Origin of the sequence: Bradyrhizobium zhanjiangense, from assembly GCF_004114935.1 — a bacterium.
GTDB lineage: Bacteria > Pseudomonadota > Alphaproteobacteria > Rhizobiales > Xanthobacteraceae > Bradyrhizobium > Bradyrhizobium zhanjiangense.
In genome coordinates, this window is record NZ_CP022221.1 from 2,145,092 (window position 1) to 2,160,219 (window position 15,128).

Annotated in this window: 16 protein-coding genes; 14 read left to right on the forward strand and 2 right to left on the reverse strand. The window is 58.7% G+C overall.

The annotated features are described in order from the left end of the window. Positions 1-2 precede the first annotated feature (2 nt). The 7 genes from XH85_RS10285 to XH85_RS10320 all read left to right on the forward strand — a co-directional run bounded on the left by XH85_RS10285 (position 3) and on the right by XH85_RS10320 (position 4,474). Entirely contained in the window at positions 3-269 is a 267-nt protein-coding gene (locus XH85_RS10285) for a 4Fe-4S binding protein (protein WP_128931798.1), read from the forward strand. A gap of 241 nt (positions 270-510) precedes the next feature. Next, positions 511-825 carry a nitrogen fixation protein NifZ gene (locus tag XH85_RS10290; protein ID WP_128937192.1) on the forward strand — a complete coding sequence of 105 codons (315 nt, stop codon included), beginning with the start codon at positions 511-513 and terminating at the stop codon, positions 823-825. Then, positions 822-1,061 carry a nitrogen fixation protein NifZ gene (locus XH85_RS10295; protein WP_128931799.1) on the forward strand — a complete coding sequence of 80 codons (240 nt, stop codon included), beginning with the start codon at positions 822-824 and terminating at the stop codon, positions 1,059-1,061. The genes XH85_RS10290 and XH85_RS10295 overlap by 4 nt, the downstream gene beginning before the upstream one ends. A 14-nt stretch (positions 1,062-1,075) precedes the next feature. Continuing rightward, on the forward strand, positions 1,076-1,435 hold the full coding sequence (locus XH85_RS10300) for a DUF3024 domain-containing protein (RefSeq protein WP_128931800.1): 360 nt from the start codon (positions 1,076-1,078) through the stop codon (positions 1,433-1,435). Between the two features lie 34 nt (positions 1,436-1,469). Continuing rightward, positions 1,470-1,739, forward strand: coding sequence for a DUF6129 family protein (locus XH85_RS10305; protein ID WP_128931801.1), 270 nt, complete (start codon positions 1,470-1,472; stop codon positions 1,737-1,739). Between the two features lie 573 nt (positions 1,740-2,312). Then, the gene (locus XH85_RS10315; protein WP_420809155.1) at positions 2,313-2,759 is read left to right on the forward strand and encodes a Rieske (2Fe-2S) protein; all 447 of its coding nucleotides are present in this window, start codon (positions 2,313-2,315) and stop codon (positions 2,757-2,759) included. A gap of 1,367 nt (positions 2,760-4,126) precedes the next feature. Then, a complete protein-coding gene (locus XH85_RS10320; protein ID WP_128931803.1) occupies positions 4,127-4,474 on the forward strand; it encodes a (2Fe-2S) ferredoxin domain-containing protein in 348 nt (115 codons plus the stop codon). Between the two features lie 443 nt (positions 4,475-4,917). On the opposite strand, the gene XH85_RS10325 is transcribed toward XH85_RS10320, so the two are convergent. Together XH85_RS10325 and XH85_RS10330 are read right to left on the reverse strand one after the other, a co-directional pair. Then, positions 4,918-5,661, reverse strand: a complete 744-nt coding sequence (locus XH85_RS10325; RefSeq protein WP_206732795.1) for an OmpW/AlkL family protein — start codon at positions 5,659-5,661, stop codon at positions 4,918-4,920. Between the two features lie 442 nt (positions 5,662-6,103). Then, positions 6,104-6,517 (reverse strand): ArsC/Spx/MgsR family protein, encoded by a 414-nt coding sequence (locus XH85_RS10330; protein ID WP_128931804.1) that lies wholly within the window; start codon positions 6,515-6,517, stop codon positions 6,104-6,106. 555 nt (positions 6,518-7,072) lie between these two features. Between XH85_RS10330 and nifH the strand changes: the two genes are divergently transcribed. The 7 genes from nifH (at position 7,073) to XH85_RS10370 (ending at position 14,951) form a co-directional block, all read left to right on the forward strand. Beyond that, positions 7,073-7,957, forward strand: a complete 885-nt coding sequence (gene nifH / locus XH85_RS10335) for a nitrogenase iron protein (protein WP_027571409.1) — start codon at positions 7,073-7,075, stop codon at positions 7,955-7,957. A 148-nt stretch (positions 7,958-8,105) separates the two neighbouring features. Continuing rightward, positions 8,106-8,897, forward strand: coding sequence for a nitrogen fixation protein NifQ (locus tag XH85_RS10340; protein ID WP_206732796.1), 792 nt, complete (start codon positions 8,106-8,108; stop codon positions 8,895-8,897). Between the two features lie 293 nt (positions 8,898-9,190). Further along, a complete protein-coding gene (nifV, locus tag XH85_RS10345) occupies positions 9,191-10,381 on the forward strand; it encodes a homocitrate synthase (protein ID WP_420809156.1) in 1,191 nt (396 codons plus the stop codon). Positions 10,382-10,851: 470 nt separating this feature from the next. Next, positions 10,852-11,193, forward strand: coding sequence for a nitrogenase stabilizing/protective protein NifW (gene nifW, locus XH85_RS10350; RefSeq protein ID WP_128931805.1), 342 nt, complete (start codon positions 10,852-10,854; stop codon positions 11,191-11,193). A 993-nt stretch (positions 11,194-12,186) separates the two neighbouring features. Next, positions 12,187-13,296 (forward strand): electron transfer flavoprotein subunit alpha/FixB family protein, encoded by a 1,110-nt coding sequence (locus XH85_RS10360; protein WP_128931806.1) that lies wholly within the window; start codon positions 12,187-12,189, stop codon positions 13,294-13,296. An 11-nt stretch (positions 13,297-13,307) separates the two neighbouring features. Next, positions 13,308-14,615, forward strand: a complete 1,308-nt coding sequence (locus XH85_RS10365) for an FAD-dependent oxidoreductase (protein WP_128937197.1) — start codon at positions 13,308-13,310, stop codon at positions 14,613-14,615. Positions 14,616-14,654: 39 nt separating this feature from the next. After that, positions 14,655-14,951, forward strand: a complete 297-nt coding sequence (locus XH85_RS10370; RefSeq protein ID WP_027571403.1) for a ferredoxin family protein — start codon at positions 14,655-14,657, stop codon at positions 14,949-14,951. The last annotated feature ends 177 nt before the right edge of the window (positions 14,952-15,128 follow it).

Genomic DNA, 15,128 nt, shown 5'->3' on the forward strand with positions numbered 1-15,128 from the left:
ATGTGCCATTCAAGATCATCTCCTCGCAGTGTACGAGCTGCTCAGCCTGCGAACCCTTATGCCCGAACGTTGCAATCTCGGAGAAGGGGGGGAGCTTTGTCATTGAAGCGGCGAAATGCACTGAATGTGTTGGTCATTTCGACGAGCCGCAATGTGCCGCCGCCTGTCCGGTCGACAATACCTGCGTGGTTGACACATCCTTGCCTCGCTACCAAGGCGCCAGCCTAAAGCGTGACCCTCATGAACGGCATGCCAAGAGCTGTTGCTGAAAACGTCGCAAGCGTCGCGCTGCGCGTTGGCGGCGACGGCAGCACGGCCCTGGCGGCATTTCATGCTGCGCGGCGGCCCGAAGCCGCTTCGGGATTCCGAGAGCGGCCTTTCTACCCAGCGCTGCCATCGTCGATGAGACTGACCGCGCCGCGCGAGCACGAAGTGACGCAGGATCTCGCCTGCGGTGGGCGAGGCGACTCTCTACATCTCCACGAGGGTGCGATGCAGGAGCAGCGGTACATGAGCAGCATTGTTCGCGACAGCGACGTCGTCGAGCTCAGTGACCCGCCTGTCTTCAGCTTTGGCCAAAAGCTGCGAGCCAATCGCACCATCCGCAATGATGGTACCTATCGCGGCAAAGAGATTGGCGACGTCTTAGTCAAGAAGGGGGAGGTGGGTTACGTCGTCTCGATCGGCACGTTCCTGCAGCAATTCTACATCTACGGCGTTGAGTTTCTGGAAAGCGGCTACCGCGTTGGCATGAAGCGCAAGGAACTAGAGCCGGTGGACGTCTGCGAGGAGATTGATGATCCGCCATTACCGGAGGAGTTATGACTCAGCCCGGCTTTCCGAAATATCGGCGGGGCCAGCGGGTCAAAGCCGCAGTCGACCTCATCAACGACCACTCATATCCCAATACGGAGCCCGAGGGAGTCTTACTCGCTGCCGGAGCGACCGGCCAGATCATCAACGTCGCGATCCATACCGAAGCGAACGTGCCGATCTATATTGTCGATTTTGGTGAGCAGATGCTCATCGGCTGTCTTGAACAAGAAATCACAGTGCTTTGAATGGAGGCTTCGCCATGAATGCCGCGCTGATGAGAACGGTAAAGGCCGGGCTGGTGCCTCACCCCAACGAGCTCGATCTCAAACGGATCGAGCGCGGCTTGAGCTCCCGCAAGCGCTATCTCTACGTCTCGCCGAACGTGACGCCGGTGAGGGGCGGCTACCTCGTCGAGAGCCCCTGTTGCTCGTGCAACATCGACAAGAATGGCGCTCTCATCGATGTCGCACTGATTCATTATGATGCCGTGAGCGGGATCTGGAAGCTGTTTCGCAAGAACCACGCGCGAGGAATCTGGGAATTTTACAGCCTTTACCATCGGTTGACTTCTGTAATCGCCGAATTGAATGCGGATCCGGAGCGTCTATTCTGGCAATGACGCCCCGCCTTTGACGAGTCATCGAGGAGCCACGATGGCGCTCACCACGGATGAATTGATCGAAATCGAGCGGCTGCTTGCAGCCGATGGCGCAGAAATGAGTCCGTTTGTCGAGCTGCGGCGCCGCTTTCCGCAGCTTGCCTGGGTGTGCTGTGATGCGTCGGACGTGGCGGATCGGCCGTTCCGGCAGTTTCCGCGTTTCGACCTTCATCTGATCGATGGATCGGATCATTGCGTGCAGATTACGGCCGATCCGACGCGGGCGACCGGCATCGTATTGGCCAAAAGGAATGTTGGGCGGTGAGCACTGAACGAGCTGAGTATCTGCTTGATGGCGCGCCGCCATCGCTAGAGATGAGCAAACGGACAGGGCATACGTCGTTTGTGGCAGCTTCGCCTGGCGCGGATCGTGATCCACACAAATGCGGGAGGCACGCCGGATGCCCTGGAGGCATGCACTCGTCTTAAGTCCGCAAGAGAAATGTTCCAAGCGAGCGCGAAGAAGACCTGCTCGATGGTAGAAAAGGCGCTGCGTCTAAGGCGCGGCTTGAGGCCCACGCGACAAGGTGTCCGAGTCGAGATCGTCTGGTGTCCGCTCGGGATCTTTTGAGTTACCATAACAGGGGAGCGGTATGAACTCGCAAGAAGTCATCATCCACGTCCGCTTCGGTCCGAACGGGAGGGTGATCCAGATCAGTGAGCGTCCGGCGAAGCTCACGCCGAACCAATGGTTTGATGTCCTCAACGTTCGTGCCAGCTCGGCTTATCGGCCGCTCGCTTGTGGCCGCGGGATTTTTCGGCTGCGCCGGACTGCAATCGAAGCCTTCAAGCAGGAAACTGCGAGGCCGGGATTAGCGAACCGAGAATCGGCGACCTGATGAGCGATCAGATCGAGGTTTTTGTCGTCTGCCCGGCCGATGCCATCGAGCGGAGTGGGGCCATGGGCTTTAGCCTGTCGCGGATCGACGATAGGGGTGAGAGCCGGCCGTTTCCAATTATTGTGGTGCGCACCTTCGGCAACAACTATTTTGGTTACGTCAATCGTTGTCCGCACGAGAGCGTCTGGCTCAACATCGGCTCCAGTGCGTTTTTCTCGGCGGACAGCTCCTTTCTCAGATGCGGCCGGCACGGTGCAAAATTCGAGATCGACACTGGGATGTGCATCGACGGCCCCTGCGATGGACAATCCCTTGAGCCGGTAGCGCTCGCCGTGATCGAAGATGACGTCTGCGTGTGCGGCGTCAAGCTGCTCGAGGACGATCGGTTTGCCGACCCCTTTGGGGACAGCGACGAAACCATGGATATCACGATCCATCCGGACTAGCGGTCGTATCGCTTTGTTGTGCTCAAGTGCCTGAGGCGCTTTGCCCTCGGATGAGGCCATTGTACTCGTGAGCGTTGGCAGATGCGTGTCACAGCATTTGATTTGAGAGACAGAACGGGCACCTCGTCGGATTGCGGCCTTGCACTCCGCGACCTCCGCAGCACCAACAAGCTGCTCTTGCGCTGGCTCATGAATCGAGCCGGCAGGCGGGACATGCTTCCTACCGCCGGCGGAATCTTTTAGCGGGAAATGCCCTCGGCGGCTGGAACTTCGCCGAGGGCATCGTCTGGGCTTGAAGAATGGCAGGACCCAGACTGACAGGACCGTTTGGGGAGGAGGAATGACGATCCTGTGTCAGAAGTCTTTGGCCGGCTGGCGCAGCTGGCGTTATTGCCTGTGCTGCAACTGCCATGCCAAACCTCCGTTCGTGCGACGCCCTTAGCGGATGGCGCCACTATCGTCAGCTAGGCCCGTTAGGAGCAAATGCACATGAGCAGGTGCTCGTTGTTCGTCCCCTAGTTACCGCTGCAAGCGCGTCTTGTATCGTGTGAAGCGTGGGCCCATTCTGGGACCGCTGTGTTGTCGGTTTACCTTCCTGCGAATCGGGATTGCGGCCGGCTTGGTCCGCAGCCTCAAAGGTGGCTCAGCGATCATCGCTGGCTCGTTGGGCTCTTGCGACAGGCGCTATCTGTTGAGCAAATGATAGATCGGCAGCGACGGAACGCTGCGTCCAGCTTCAGGGTAAAAAGATGCTGTGGGCTCGCGCGGTCAATGCGGCCAGCCCTCGCCCCTTGGCAGAACAGAGCGCCCGATTCACCGCGCGATCGTCGAGCCTTCGCTAGGCGGCTCGAGGGGCATGAAGATCGCTAGTGGGCAAAATAACCGACATTCTCAGTTATTCTGCGTACGAAGTTGCAGAAGGTTGAGGCCGGAGGTCAGCGCCATGCGAGGTTTGTCGTGTCCGAAACAGAAGCGAACGACGTTGTCGTAACCTCGGCAATAATTGTGAGTCGCGCCGGGCAAAGCAAGAGATCGTTGCACAAACGAACGTTACGCATCTGGTGTGCAACTTGCTTTGGAGAAGTTGGATGGTGAGCAAGTGATGCGGGAGTAGAAAGATCGCCATGAGGGCAGAAGAGGTTGGAATTGATCAAGGAGGCTGCTCCGAACGCGAAGGTATCTATCGCTGATCTTCAGCGACGACAATCACTATGGCGCCCGCTCATTTCATCTGCCTTGGCAAGCGCGAGTGGGAATCAGTAGCATCAATTGTTCGATGCGGCGTTTAATCGTAAGAGATTGTGGGGGGCGATGTGCTCGCACCTTGTCTCTTCTCAGATGAAGCCCATTGATCACAGGATAGGCGCATGAACCTAGAAACCGAATTCGAGCTTCCTCAACTTTATAGGCATCATGTCTTTGCCTGCAACACGCAGCGTCCGCCAACTCATCCGCACGGCAGCTGTGGAGCCTCCGGCGCGCAAGCCCTGTGGGATCGAATGGCCAAGGCAGTCGAAGCGCAAGGCCTCAACGATATTGGCTTCACGATGGCAGGCTGCCTTGGCTTTTGTAACTCTGGTCCCTTGATGGTCGTCTATCCCGATGGAGTGTGGTATCGCGCGACCACGCCTGAGGACGTTGACGAAATCGTAAACTCCCACCTCAAGCAGGGCAAACGTGTCGACCGCCTTGTGATGGTGCTAAAGCGAAGCTAGAGAGTTCGCTTAGCGGCCACGTGCCCGGGCTAGCAAGCATGGATGGCTTGTCCGCCCATGAGGTGGCTGCTCGGAGCTCGGATCGTCTGAGGGGAGCGGATGCCTCATGCTCCGGGTTTGCGAACAGCAATCATTGACCTTGGCGCGGCGTGCCGCCTTTTTCTCCGGCTCAATCGGCAATGGCGCCTTTTGCGACGCGGACTAAATAAAAATATGAACACATGCTGGGTCGATCTGTTTGTGTACCGTCACTCCATGCCGCGCGATCCGTAGCTCACAGCGAGAGCAATGCTGCGAACGGCTCTCCGCGTCTCGCGAGATGACGCTTTCTTGACGCGTCATCTCGCTCGCTGTTTGCACGGCCGAGGTTAAGGGAAGCGCTCGATGAACTCGCCGCGTCCGGAATGATCAAACGGATTCCCCTTTCTGGTCCTGTTCTCGTTTCAGAACTTGTAAGTGACGCCGCCGCTGACGAGCCATGGATCGATATTGGCGCGCCCGGTGACGGCAATTGCATTGTTTACGGTCGCGGAGTACTCCGGCCGCAGCCACAGCTTCTTCACGTCAAAGTTGAGGCCCCAGTGACGATCAAGCATGTAATCGAATCCGAATTGGACCGCCGCGCCGAATTGGTTACTGATGTGCAAATCCGTCACAGCAAGACCGGCGAGCGACGTATTGGCTGCCGATTGGTTGAAGAATGCGGTGTAGTTGATGCCCGCGCCGATATACGGCTTGAGCGCGCCGAAATCGGTGAAGTGATATTGCAGGGTCAGTGTTGGCGGCAACAGCCAGGCCTTGCCGATATCGAGGCCAGTGAGCGCGCCATTGCCGCTGATGTGATGGCTGGTCACGCCGAGAATGAGTTCGGCGGCAACGTTCTTTGTAAAGAAATAGGTGATGTCGAGCTCGGGTACGGCTTGATCGCTGATCGAAAGCCCAGAACTTGGTGACGACAGCGAGGGCGCCCCAGCGACGCTGACTGAGCTGCCTGCGGTATCCGGCAAAACGCCAAGCACGCGCAGGCGGATCATCCATGGATTGAAGGGTTCGATCGGAGGCGCTTTATAGTAGACCGGCGCCCGACCCAGATCCGCAGCCTGTACCGAGATGCTGGCCAACGAGGTCGCGAGCGCGAGGAGCGATGCCCTCGTCAGAATTGTCCTTTTTCTCATCGAATTCTCCATTCCAAAAGTCGCGCGAAGAGCCGCGCGAGATCTCTGTCACACACGGGGTATGGCGGGGGGTTTGATGCCGATCAAAATGGGAGCGGGCAGAACGCAATTATGCCGCTAAGTTGCATAAGGATCACGGTCCCGAATCCTGGAGATCTGTTCTGATCGTTCTTCAATTCAAGAGAGCCGTGTCTCTTCAAGAAACCGCCTCTCGGCCTGATGCTCTGATCGAAATCGAGGCCGCGGATGTCATGCACGATAAAGGCGGCAACTGTCGCGGCCTCTCGCAAGGGCGAGAAGCGCGGCATTCGAGCGTAGGCGATGTCCCTCACACACTGAGCAGCCACTCGCGCGGGCCATCTCACCGGAGGTCCGTATTGCCCGTTGAAGGAAGCCGGAAGTGGGAAACGTCATCTTTGGCTTTTTCGATGGACTGGGGGACGGTCCTTCTTCCTCACGTCTGCGGACAACGCGTGCGGCTTGCTTCGTGCAAGCATCCATCGAGATCATCTTGCGCGTTGCCGCCAAGCAGCGACAGCACGGGCTCATGATCGAATCCGGCACATCGTGCCCCGTCGACGTCGATCAGCGGTCGTCGTATCAGGAGCGGATCGCTCACCATCAAAGCGAGTGCGCTTGCCGCGTCGATATTATCGGGATTGACTTCGCCTGACTTGATACGCGCCGCAGCTCGGTTGAACCAGGAGGCGACGGGCATATTGCCGAAGAAGCCGCGTAATTCCTCCGCATCCCATGGCTCCTTCAAGATGTCTTGGGCGATCACGTCGTGGCCGTCGGACTGCAGCGATTGAATCTGACGCGCGTTAGTGGCGCAGCCGGGCTTCTGATAGAAGATGATTGTCGCCACGACATACCTATGTAGGCGCGCTGAGCTGAACGATTGGCACGGCGCGGACGCTTCGGGAGCCTGTTCAATTTCTTGCCGATCATCTTCAAAGTCAACGCACCAAGCGCCGTATCATGTATGCATCCTCGCCGCTGGTGCACCAGGTTTCGGGACCGACCGGCATATTCACTGTCGCCAAATCGGAGCACGTTCCGTTCCACACCTGAAGGCATCGGAACAGGTCCCGCCAAATTTGGCTTTTCGCGTTGATGGTTGTGCCCGTTGTTGGTTTTCTGACACCCGCGCAGATCCTGTTAGATCCAAAACAGGCAGGGTCTTACTCATCGGCTAGTCGGTTTTCAGAAACGTAATCAGAAGCTTAAGGAGCGCGGTCAAGCGTTGGCACGGCGGTTGCTAATAAGCGGTAGCAACACTGAGTGAGGGCTGAGCGCACGCCGACGCGTAAGACGAGCGATGCGCTCCTTCCCTTGAACCCGTGTGCCCCCGTTTCTGAGAAAGAAACAAGCTCGCGCGCAAGAAGCGCAACTTTTGGCAAATCGGTTGATGGAGAGCAACATGTCTTCACTGAGACAAATCGCGTTCTACGGGAAGGGCGGCATCGGCAAGTCGACCACTTCGCAGAACACGCTGGCGGCGCTGGCCGAGATGGGTCAGAAAATTCTGATTGTAGGGTGCGACCCGAAAGCGGACTCGACCCGCTTGATTCTGCACGCCAAGGCGCAAGACACGATTTTGAGCCTTGCAGCGAGCGCCGGCAGCGTTGAAGACCTCGAGCTCGAGGACGTAATGAAGGTGGGCTACAAGGACATTCGCTGCGTGGAGTCCGGTGGTCCTGAGCCGGGTGTCGGCTGCGCCGGCCGCGGCGTCATCACCTCGATCAATTTCCTGGAGGAGAACGGCGCCTACGAGAACATTGACTATGTCTCATACGACGTGCTCGGCGACGTCGTCTGCGGTGGCTTTGCGATGCCAATCCGCGAGAACAAGGCGCAGGAAATCTATATCGTGATGTCCGGTGAGATGATGGCCATGTATGCCGCGAACAACATTTCCAAGGGCATCCTGAAATACGCGAACTCTGGCGGCGTTCGGCTGGGCGGTCTGATCTGCAACGAGCGGCAGACCGACAAGGAGCTGGAACTGGCGGAAGCGTTGGCCAAGAAGCTAGGCACTCAGCTGATCTACTTCGTGCCACGCGACAACGTGGTGCAGCATGCCGAGTTGCGCCGCATGACGGTGCTCGAATATGCACCCGATTCCAAGCAGGCCGATCACTATCGTAATCTTGCGACCAAGGTTCACAACAATGGCGGCAAAGGCATCATCCCGACCCCGATCTCCATGGACGAGCTCGAGGATATGCTGATGGAGCATGGCATTATGAAGCCCGTGGACGAATCCATCATCGGCAAGACCGCCGCCGAACTCGCGGCCTCGTAAAGGTCGCGAGTCGCGGCCTTGTAAAGGCGCGCGACGGATGCCGGTCTCCCTCACCGCCCATCCCGGGAGGCCGGCATTCTGACGAGCGACCCTGATCAAAACCAGGATACTGCACGCAAACCTGACCATTGTGGAGACCCGCAAAATTATGTCCGAAGCGCACTTCCTTCCGTCGCTGGCTGCTTGTGACGTTGATATCAACAGCCAGATGCACAGGGGAATTGCAACCTACCGCATGCTCACCGGTGTGCCTCCTGCAGATGCCGATACTACTATTGACAGCCATCTCGATCGCCATGTCCTGGCGTCTATCTTGGCGGCTGCCACAATGGATGGTGGCTCCCTTCCCGAGAAGGCTGGCCTCTCCGGCCTTGAACTGGTGGCCTTGCTGGAGCAGTACTTTCCCACGCTTGAGGTCAAGCTCGCGAAGCAGCTCTCGGCTTTCAAGTGCGAAGAGCACGACGAGATCGCAATGCTGCGCGATCTCTTGCTCAAGCAACGATCAACGGAAGGGGATATCGGCCACTGGCTGGCTGCGATGATCGCGCGCCGCGCCATTGAGCCGGGCCATCTGTGGGAAGCTCTCGGCTTGCGCAATCGCGGCGAACTCTCTCGGCTGCTGAGCCGCCATTTCGCGCCGCTCGCCGCGCGCAATTTCAACAATATGCGCTGGAAGCGCTTCTTCTACCGCATGCTTTGTGAGAATGAAGGCCTCGTGATGTGCACAACACCTGTGTGCAACCAATGTGACGACTTCAACCTCTGCTTCGGCGAAGAAAGCGGTGAGAGCCGGATGGCCGAGCGCCGGCGCGATTTTCTGTTGCAGGCGGCTCGGCCGGTGGTTGCCGGCGACTGGCCATCTGAACCGCCACAAAGGTCCGCTATCGCCCAGTCATCCGAGAAAGCCTCGCCGGATTTGGTAAGCCGCGCGGGACGTTGAGGGCGCGGCTGACGCCGTTTCCATGCGAGCGAGTGACCATGTGTTCAAGGCCGCGGCGGCCCCCAAATGCTCCGCGACAATTCTCACATCCTGGCGAGCCACAATTGCTAACGTTCGAACTCGGCGTAGCAACAGGCAAGGCGTCCGCTTCATGACCTGTCGCATTTGCGACAATTCATTTGCTCAAGGAGGTCGAGGACGGAAGCGGTAGATTCGTCAATGGGTTGGCCGGGCGGCAGGCTGGCATGCTGGTTGCTGAAGCGTAGGTAGGTCAAACAATGAGGAGCTCTCGCGTGATTGCCGCCAGCACCGCCGCCAAATCGTCTTGGTCCGACCAAGTGCGCGCCAAGCCCACCGTGCTCAACGACACGACATTGCGCGACGGCGAGCAGGCACCTGGCGTTGCGTTCACCACAGAGGAAAAGCTGGCGATCGCGCAGGCGCTGGCGCGGGCCGGAGTCACGGAGATCGAGGCGGGAACGCCGGCGATGGGCAACGAGGAGATCGCCGCCATCCGCGCCATTGTCGAAGCAGATCTTCCGCTGACCACCATAGGCTGGTGCCGGATGCGGGAATCTGATGTCGACGCGGCGATCGAAGCAAAGGTGTCCATGATCAATATGTCGATCCCGACCTCCGATGTCCAGATCGCGGCCAAGCTAGGTGGTCATCGCGACCTGGCGCTAGAACGGGTGAAGCGAGTGGTAGGCTATGCCTGTGAGCGCGGACTTGAGGTCGCCGTCGGTGGTGAGGACTCCTCCCGCGCCGACATTGATTTTCTCATCAGGCTGATGGCGACTGCAAAAGCCGCGGGCGCGCGTCGCTTTCGTATTGCAGATACGCTCAGTGTGCTCGATCCCGACGCAACCTACGCGCTGGTCGGAAATTTGCGTGCGACTACCGATCTCGAGCTCGAATTTCACGGTCACGATGATCTAGGACTCGCAACCGCGAACACGCTCTCCGCCATCAGGGCTGGCGCGAGCCACGCCTCAGTGACCGTCATCGGGCTGGGCGAGCGGGCCGGAAATGCACCGCTCGAGGAAATCGCGGTCGCACTCAAGCAGCTCTACGGGCGCGAGACCGGCATCATACTCCCGGAGCTCGAGAACGTCGCCACGGTGGTAGCAGCCGCGGCCGCACGTGCGATTCCTATGAACAAGGCGATCGTCGGACAGCATGCATTTACGCACGAATCCGGCATTCATGTCGCTGGCCTTTTGAAGGATCAACGCACCTATCAATCGCTTGATCCCGTTTTGCTTGGCCGCTGCAACCGCTTTGTGTTCGGCAAGCATTCCGGACTTGCGGCGATCACCGCGTTACTCGATGAACTGCAGCTCGTCGCCAGCGACGATCAAGCCAGGCAGATCCTGTCGCAAGTCCGCAAATATGCCATCGAGCACAAGCTGCCGGTCGAGCGCGAAACCGTGGCGGCGATCTGGCGCGACGTGTGCGGATGCTTGGCAACCCACCCCGCGTGAAAAGCCGTGTCCAGCAACGTTTGCGTCGACCCTTCGCAAACCGACGCGCCGCAAGGACAGTATCCGATGTCGCTGATGGCGCGAGCGGAGTCCAGCTTTCGCACGTCAGATCCCCTGGCGCGATCTCATCTCCAGATCTTACTTCCCGTTCCGCCATACATGCTGTGAGCTCCTACCCAATGACGAGCCGTCCCCGGACTGCCAATCGGCATCTTCTCGCGCGGCTGATTTCCGGTCCGACGACCGTCCTGACGAGCGTCAACCTAGATCGTGCCATTGATCCCGGATCTTCATCGGGACTGGCTTCGTCACCGGCGGACCTGCCGATCTGGGCAGCGCAGTTGAGAGCACCGCTTTCCGGAGTCACGCTGCGTCGATGCGCACCAGCTGTGCGAGGCAGGACGGCAGCAGTCAACAGGCGCCACCCCATCTCATTGACCGTCCAGAGCTAATCCAAAGGAGAATTTTCGATGATCAGCTCATCCACGCCAGCCGGTATCCTGGATCGGCTCAGCAAGGCCTCGTCGGCAGAGGATTTTTTCTCGCTGCTTGGCGTCGATTACGACCCCAAAATCGTAAATGTCGCGCGCCTTCACATCTTAAAGCGCATGGGACAATATTTTGCCGAAGAGCAATTTACTGGCGCCGAAGAGCCGGCAATCAGAGCTCGATGCAAGGCGATGCTGGAGCAGGCCTATGCCGATTTCGTGTCATCGACACCGATCGACCAGCGAGTGTTCAAGGTTTTGAAGGATGCCGTCGCAGACCCCAAGAAGGCCGTGGCCTTTGTCGCCTTGAGCGAGCTGAAGTAATCTCGCGCTCCACTGCAAGCAAGGTTTACGCGACGGGCGTCGTGGCACCCCGATGTGGGGCCTTCGTCTTCATCCGGGTCAAATCTCTGCAGCCATGACTCGAGCGGCGCCTGTCGTATTCCCGACCCATGTCTGGACTGGTCGTGTCCAGGGTATCAGCGGTCATTTAAAGTGTCTGCCAAACCAATACTTTCGCCTGACTTTCAATGGTTTTTGCAACTGGTACGACACTTGCTGTTGTCCTGCCGATCCGATCATCGATGCCGACAGATGGTAGTCGTCCGAGATGAGATTGAAGGAAGACCTATGATGCTGCTTTTACTGCCTGCCGAGCGCTGCGCCATCATCTCGTGGCCCACGATCGCGCCAGGTACGTTCGAAACGGTCTTTGACGCGATCGAAGCTCCGTATCGACGGTGAGATGGTGGTCAATGGATAAGTTGCCTCTTCGCGCTACACCTGGAGAGGGTATGCACAGCATCCTCCGCATCAAATCGGCCCCCGATTCCGCTCAGATTCGTATCCATCTCATGGCGGATAGCAACATGCGTCAGGAAGAGGGCCAACGTCGGCCCACACCGGTTTTCGGTGCTGGAGGCTCGCGCATGGACTGCGTGACAGGTGCGTTGCCGGTATCACCCTCGTCGTCACCGTCAATGTGGAGCCGCTGGGCCGAAAGTGAGGCGCAGGTATTGCGCAGCGAATGGGTTCGCCAACTCAGGCATGGAAGCGACCGGTCAGAATCGCCGCGGCGCCCTGGCCGCCGCGGTGGCGCTCGTTGGACATGGCGAAGGGTCCAGTGTGAAAGACCTCTCCAAATCCGGCCGGACCGGTACGTCTATCGCGACGACGCGTCTTGTTGTGCGGCCGGTCGGACCAAGCAGACGGGGCAGAGCAGCCGGCCCCTTGCTGACCAGAAGTGATCTTCAGTTAACGAAGCTAAAAAGCAAACCTGTGGCGCGGGCGTGCCTATCTTTGAGGGGAATTTAGAGTATGAGCAATGTCACCAGAACGGCCATGCCGGCGGCCGCCGGCCGCGCAGCAGCCAAAAAAGAACTGCCGGAGCACTTTAAGGCGTACAAGCACGTCTGGGTCTTCGTCGAGCTGGAGCGCGGCCAGGTGCATCCGGTTTCGTGGGAGCTCATGGGTGCGGGGCGCAGGCTTGCCGACAGGCTAAAGGTGAATCTTGCCGCTGTCGTTATCGGTCCGGAGGGGCAGCACACACGTAACGCCGCGCTTGACGCCTTTTGCTATGGCGCCGATCTGGCCTATCTCGTGAGCGACAATGTTTTGTCGGATTACCGCAACGAATCCTATACCAAAGCGCTGAGCGAACTCGTCAACACATACAAGCCCGAGATCCTGCTGTTGGGGGCGACGACGCTCGGTCGCGATCTCGCAGGTTCCGTGGCGACGACTCTGTCGACGGGGCTCACTGCCGACTGCACCGCGCTGGACGTCGACGCCGATGGTTCGCTTGCGGCAACGCGTCCGACCTTTGGCGGCTCGCTGCTCTGCACGATCTATACCTTGAATTATCGTCCGCAGATGGCAACGGTCCGCCCGCGGGTCATGCCGATGCCTGAGCGCGTCGTACGCGATGCCGCTCGTATCATCGTCCATCCGCTCGGCCTTCTCGAAGATGATATTGTCACAAAGGTATTGTCGTTCCTACCCGACCGCGATGCAGAAACCTCCAATCTGGCCTATGCCGATGTCGTGGTTGCGGGCGGTCTGGGACTGGGATCGCCTGATAACTTTAGGTTGGTGCGCGAGCTCGCAACTCTGCTTGGCGCTGAATATGGCTGCTCGCGTCCTCTGGTACAAAAAGGGTGGGTTACGTCTGACCGGCAAATCGGCCAGACGGGGAAAACCATCCGGCCAAAGCTCTATATTGCCGCCGGCATTTCCGGCGCGATCCAGCACCGGGTTGGCGTAGAGGGCGCGGATCTGATCGTCGCCGTCAATACAGACAAGAACGCTCCGATCTTCGACTTTGCCCATCTCGCGATCGTCAGTGACGCCATTCAATTGCTACCGGCGCTGACGGCCGCATTTCGCGCCCGGCTTTTGCCGAATTCGCGGGCCCGGATCGCGGTCTAGAGGAGATGATGATGATTGAAGAGAGATTCGATGCGATCGTGGTCGGAGCCGGTATGGCCGGCAACGCGGCGGCATTGACCATGGCCAAACGCGGCATGAAAGTGCTGCAGCTCGAGCGGGGCGAATATCCTGGATCGAAGAATGTGCAGGGCGCCATCCTATATGCCGACATGCTGGAAAAGCTGGTCCCCGAGTTTCGAGAGGAGGCGCCGCTCGAGCGTCACCTGATCGAGCAGCGGTTCTGGATGATGGATGATCGCTCCCATGTCGGCATGCATTACCGCTCAGACGACTTCAACGAGGAACGGCCGAACCGGTACACGATTATACGGGCCCAGTTTGACAAATGGTTCTCTTCTAAGGTGCGCGAGGCTGGCGCGACCGTGCTGTGCGAGACGACCGTCACCGAACTCGTACGGAACGAACGTGAAAGGATCGTCGGTGTTCGTACGGATCGCCGAGACGGCGAAATACATGCCGATGTCGTCGTGCTGGCCGAAGGGGTCAATGGCCTGCTCGGGACGCGCGCGGGCCTACGCGCGCGCCCGACACCTGATAATGTTGCGCTCGCGGTGAAGGAGATGCATTTCTTGCCTCGCGAAACTATCGAGGCGCGCTTCAATCTGAAGGGCGATGAAGGCGTCGTGATCGAGGCGGCCGGTACCATTTCCCGCGGCATGACAGGGATGGGCTTCATCTATGCCAACAAGGAGTGCATTTCGCTCGGCATCGGTTGTCTCGTTGCCGACTTCCAGCGCACGGGTCAGACGCCATACGGCCTGCTCGATCAATTCAAGAGGCATCCCTCTGTGGCACCCCTGATAGCGGGGTCCGAAGTCAAGGAATATTCGGCGCATCTCATTCCTGAAGGCGGGTACAAGTCGATCCCGCAGCTTTATGGCGAAGGCTGGGTCGTAGTGGGCGATGCGGCCCAACTCAACAATGCCATTCATCGTGAGGGCTCCAATCTCGCGATGACTTCCGGCCGCATCGCCGCCGAAGCGATAGGTCTGGTAAAATCGCGCGGCGAGCCGATGAGTTCAACAAATCTGGCGATCTACAAGAAGATGCTGGACGATTCCTTCGTCATCAAAGATCTAAAGAAGTACAAGGATTTGCCGCCCCTGATGCATACGCACTCACAAAACTTCTTTCTCACCTACCCGCAGCTCATCTCCAAGGCGATGCAAAACTTTGTGCGCGTCGATGGTACGCCCAAGGCTGAGAAGGAGAAGGCGACCCTGAAATCCTTCGCCAAAGCGAGGTCATGGACAGGTCTGTTCGGCGATGCTTATCGTTTTGCACGGGCCTGGCGCTGACCGAGACAGCGTGAAGGCCCAACAATGGAAGGTCAAAGCATGAATGTCGAACCCCCAGTGCGCGTCGAAGACAAGCTGTATTACAACCGCTATCTTGTCGACATTGGTCACCCTCACGTCAAGGTCCGTGCGCACACGACGCCATCACCGCAGCTACTTGCACTTTTGAAAGCCTGCCCCGCGCGGTGCTACGAGCTCAACGACGACGGCCAGGTCGAGATAACAGTTGACGGCTGCATCGAGTGCGGTACCTGCCGCGTGATCGCCGAGCCCACCGGCGACATCGAATGGAGCCATCCGCGCGGCGGATATGGAGTGCTGTTCAAGTTTGGGTAATGGTGGAACAAAGGGTCGTGGTGCGACCGAGGTTAGGCGGCAGGATCTCAACGCATGTGTGGCGCATTCCGCGTCAGTTGCACGGCGCCTGGAATTCGAGCAAGACGCTCCTCATGCGGACGCTGCGCAAGAGATGACTTGCAGATGCTCGTTCGTTCGGGAGCCGCGAAGGACTGG

Excerpts from the sequence above, each read along its gene's own strand:
- XH85_RS10315 (WP_420809155.1), top strand. The coding sequence starts at position 2,313 with ATGAGCGATCAGATCGAGGTTTTTGTCGTCTGCCCGGCCGATGCCATC.
- XH85_RS10365 (WP_128937197.1), top strand. The coding sequence starts at position 13,308 with ATGATTGAAGAGAGATTCGATGCGATCGTGGTCGGAGCCGGTATGGCC.
- nifW (WP_128931805.1), top strand. The coding sequence starts at position 10,852 with ATGATCAGCTCATCCACGCCAGCCGGTATCCTGGATCGGCTCAGCAAG.
- XH85_RS10300 (WP_128931800.1), top strand. The coding sequence starts at position 1,076 with ATGAATGCCGCGCTGATGAGAACGGTAAAGGCCGGGCTGGTGCCTCAC.
- XH85_RS10340 (WP_206732796.1), top strand. The coding sequence starts at position 8,106 with ATGTCCGAAGCGCACTTCCTTCCGTCGCTGGCTGCTTGTGACGTTGAT.
- XH85_RS10290 (WP_128937192.1), top strand. The coding sequence starts at position 511 with ATGAGCAGCATTGTTCGCGACAGCGACGTCGTCGAGCTCAGTGACCCG.
- XH85_RS10370 (WP_027571403.1), top strand. The coding sequence starts at position 14,655 with ATGAATGTCGAACCCCCAGTGCGCGTCGAAGACAAGCTGTATTACAAC.
- XH85_RS10320 (WP_128931803.1), top strand. The coding sequence starts at position 4,127 with ATGAACCTAGAAACCGAATTCGAGCTTCCTCAACTTTATAGGCATCAT.
- XH85_RS10295 (WP_128931799.1), top strand. The coding sequence starts at position 822 with ATGACTCAGCCCGGCTTTCCGAAATATCGGCGGGGCCAGCGGGTCAAA.
- XH85_RS10325 (WP_206732795.1), bottom strand. The coding sequence starts at position 5,661 with ATGGAGAATTCGATGAGAAAAAGGACAATTCTGACGAGGGCATCGCTC.
- nifH (WP_027571409.1), top strand. The coding sequence starts at position 7,073 with ATGTCTTCACTGAGACAAATCGCGTTCTACGGGAAGGGCGGCATCGGC.
- XH85_RS10360 (WP_128931806.1), top strand. The coding sequence starts at position 12,187 with ATGAGCAATGTCACCAGAACGGCCATGCCGGCGGCCGCCGGCCGCGCA.
- XH85_RS10305 (WP_128931801.1), top strand. The coding sequence starts at position 1,470 with ATGGCGCTCACCACGGATGAATTGATCGAAATCGAGCGGCTGCTTGCA.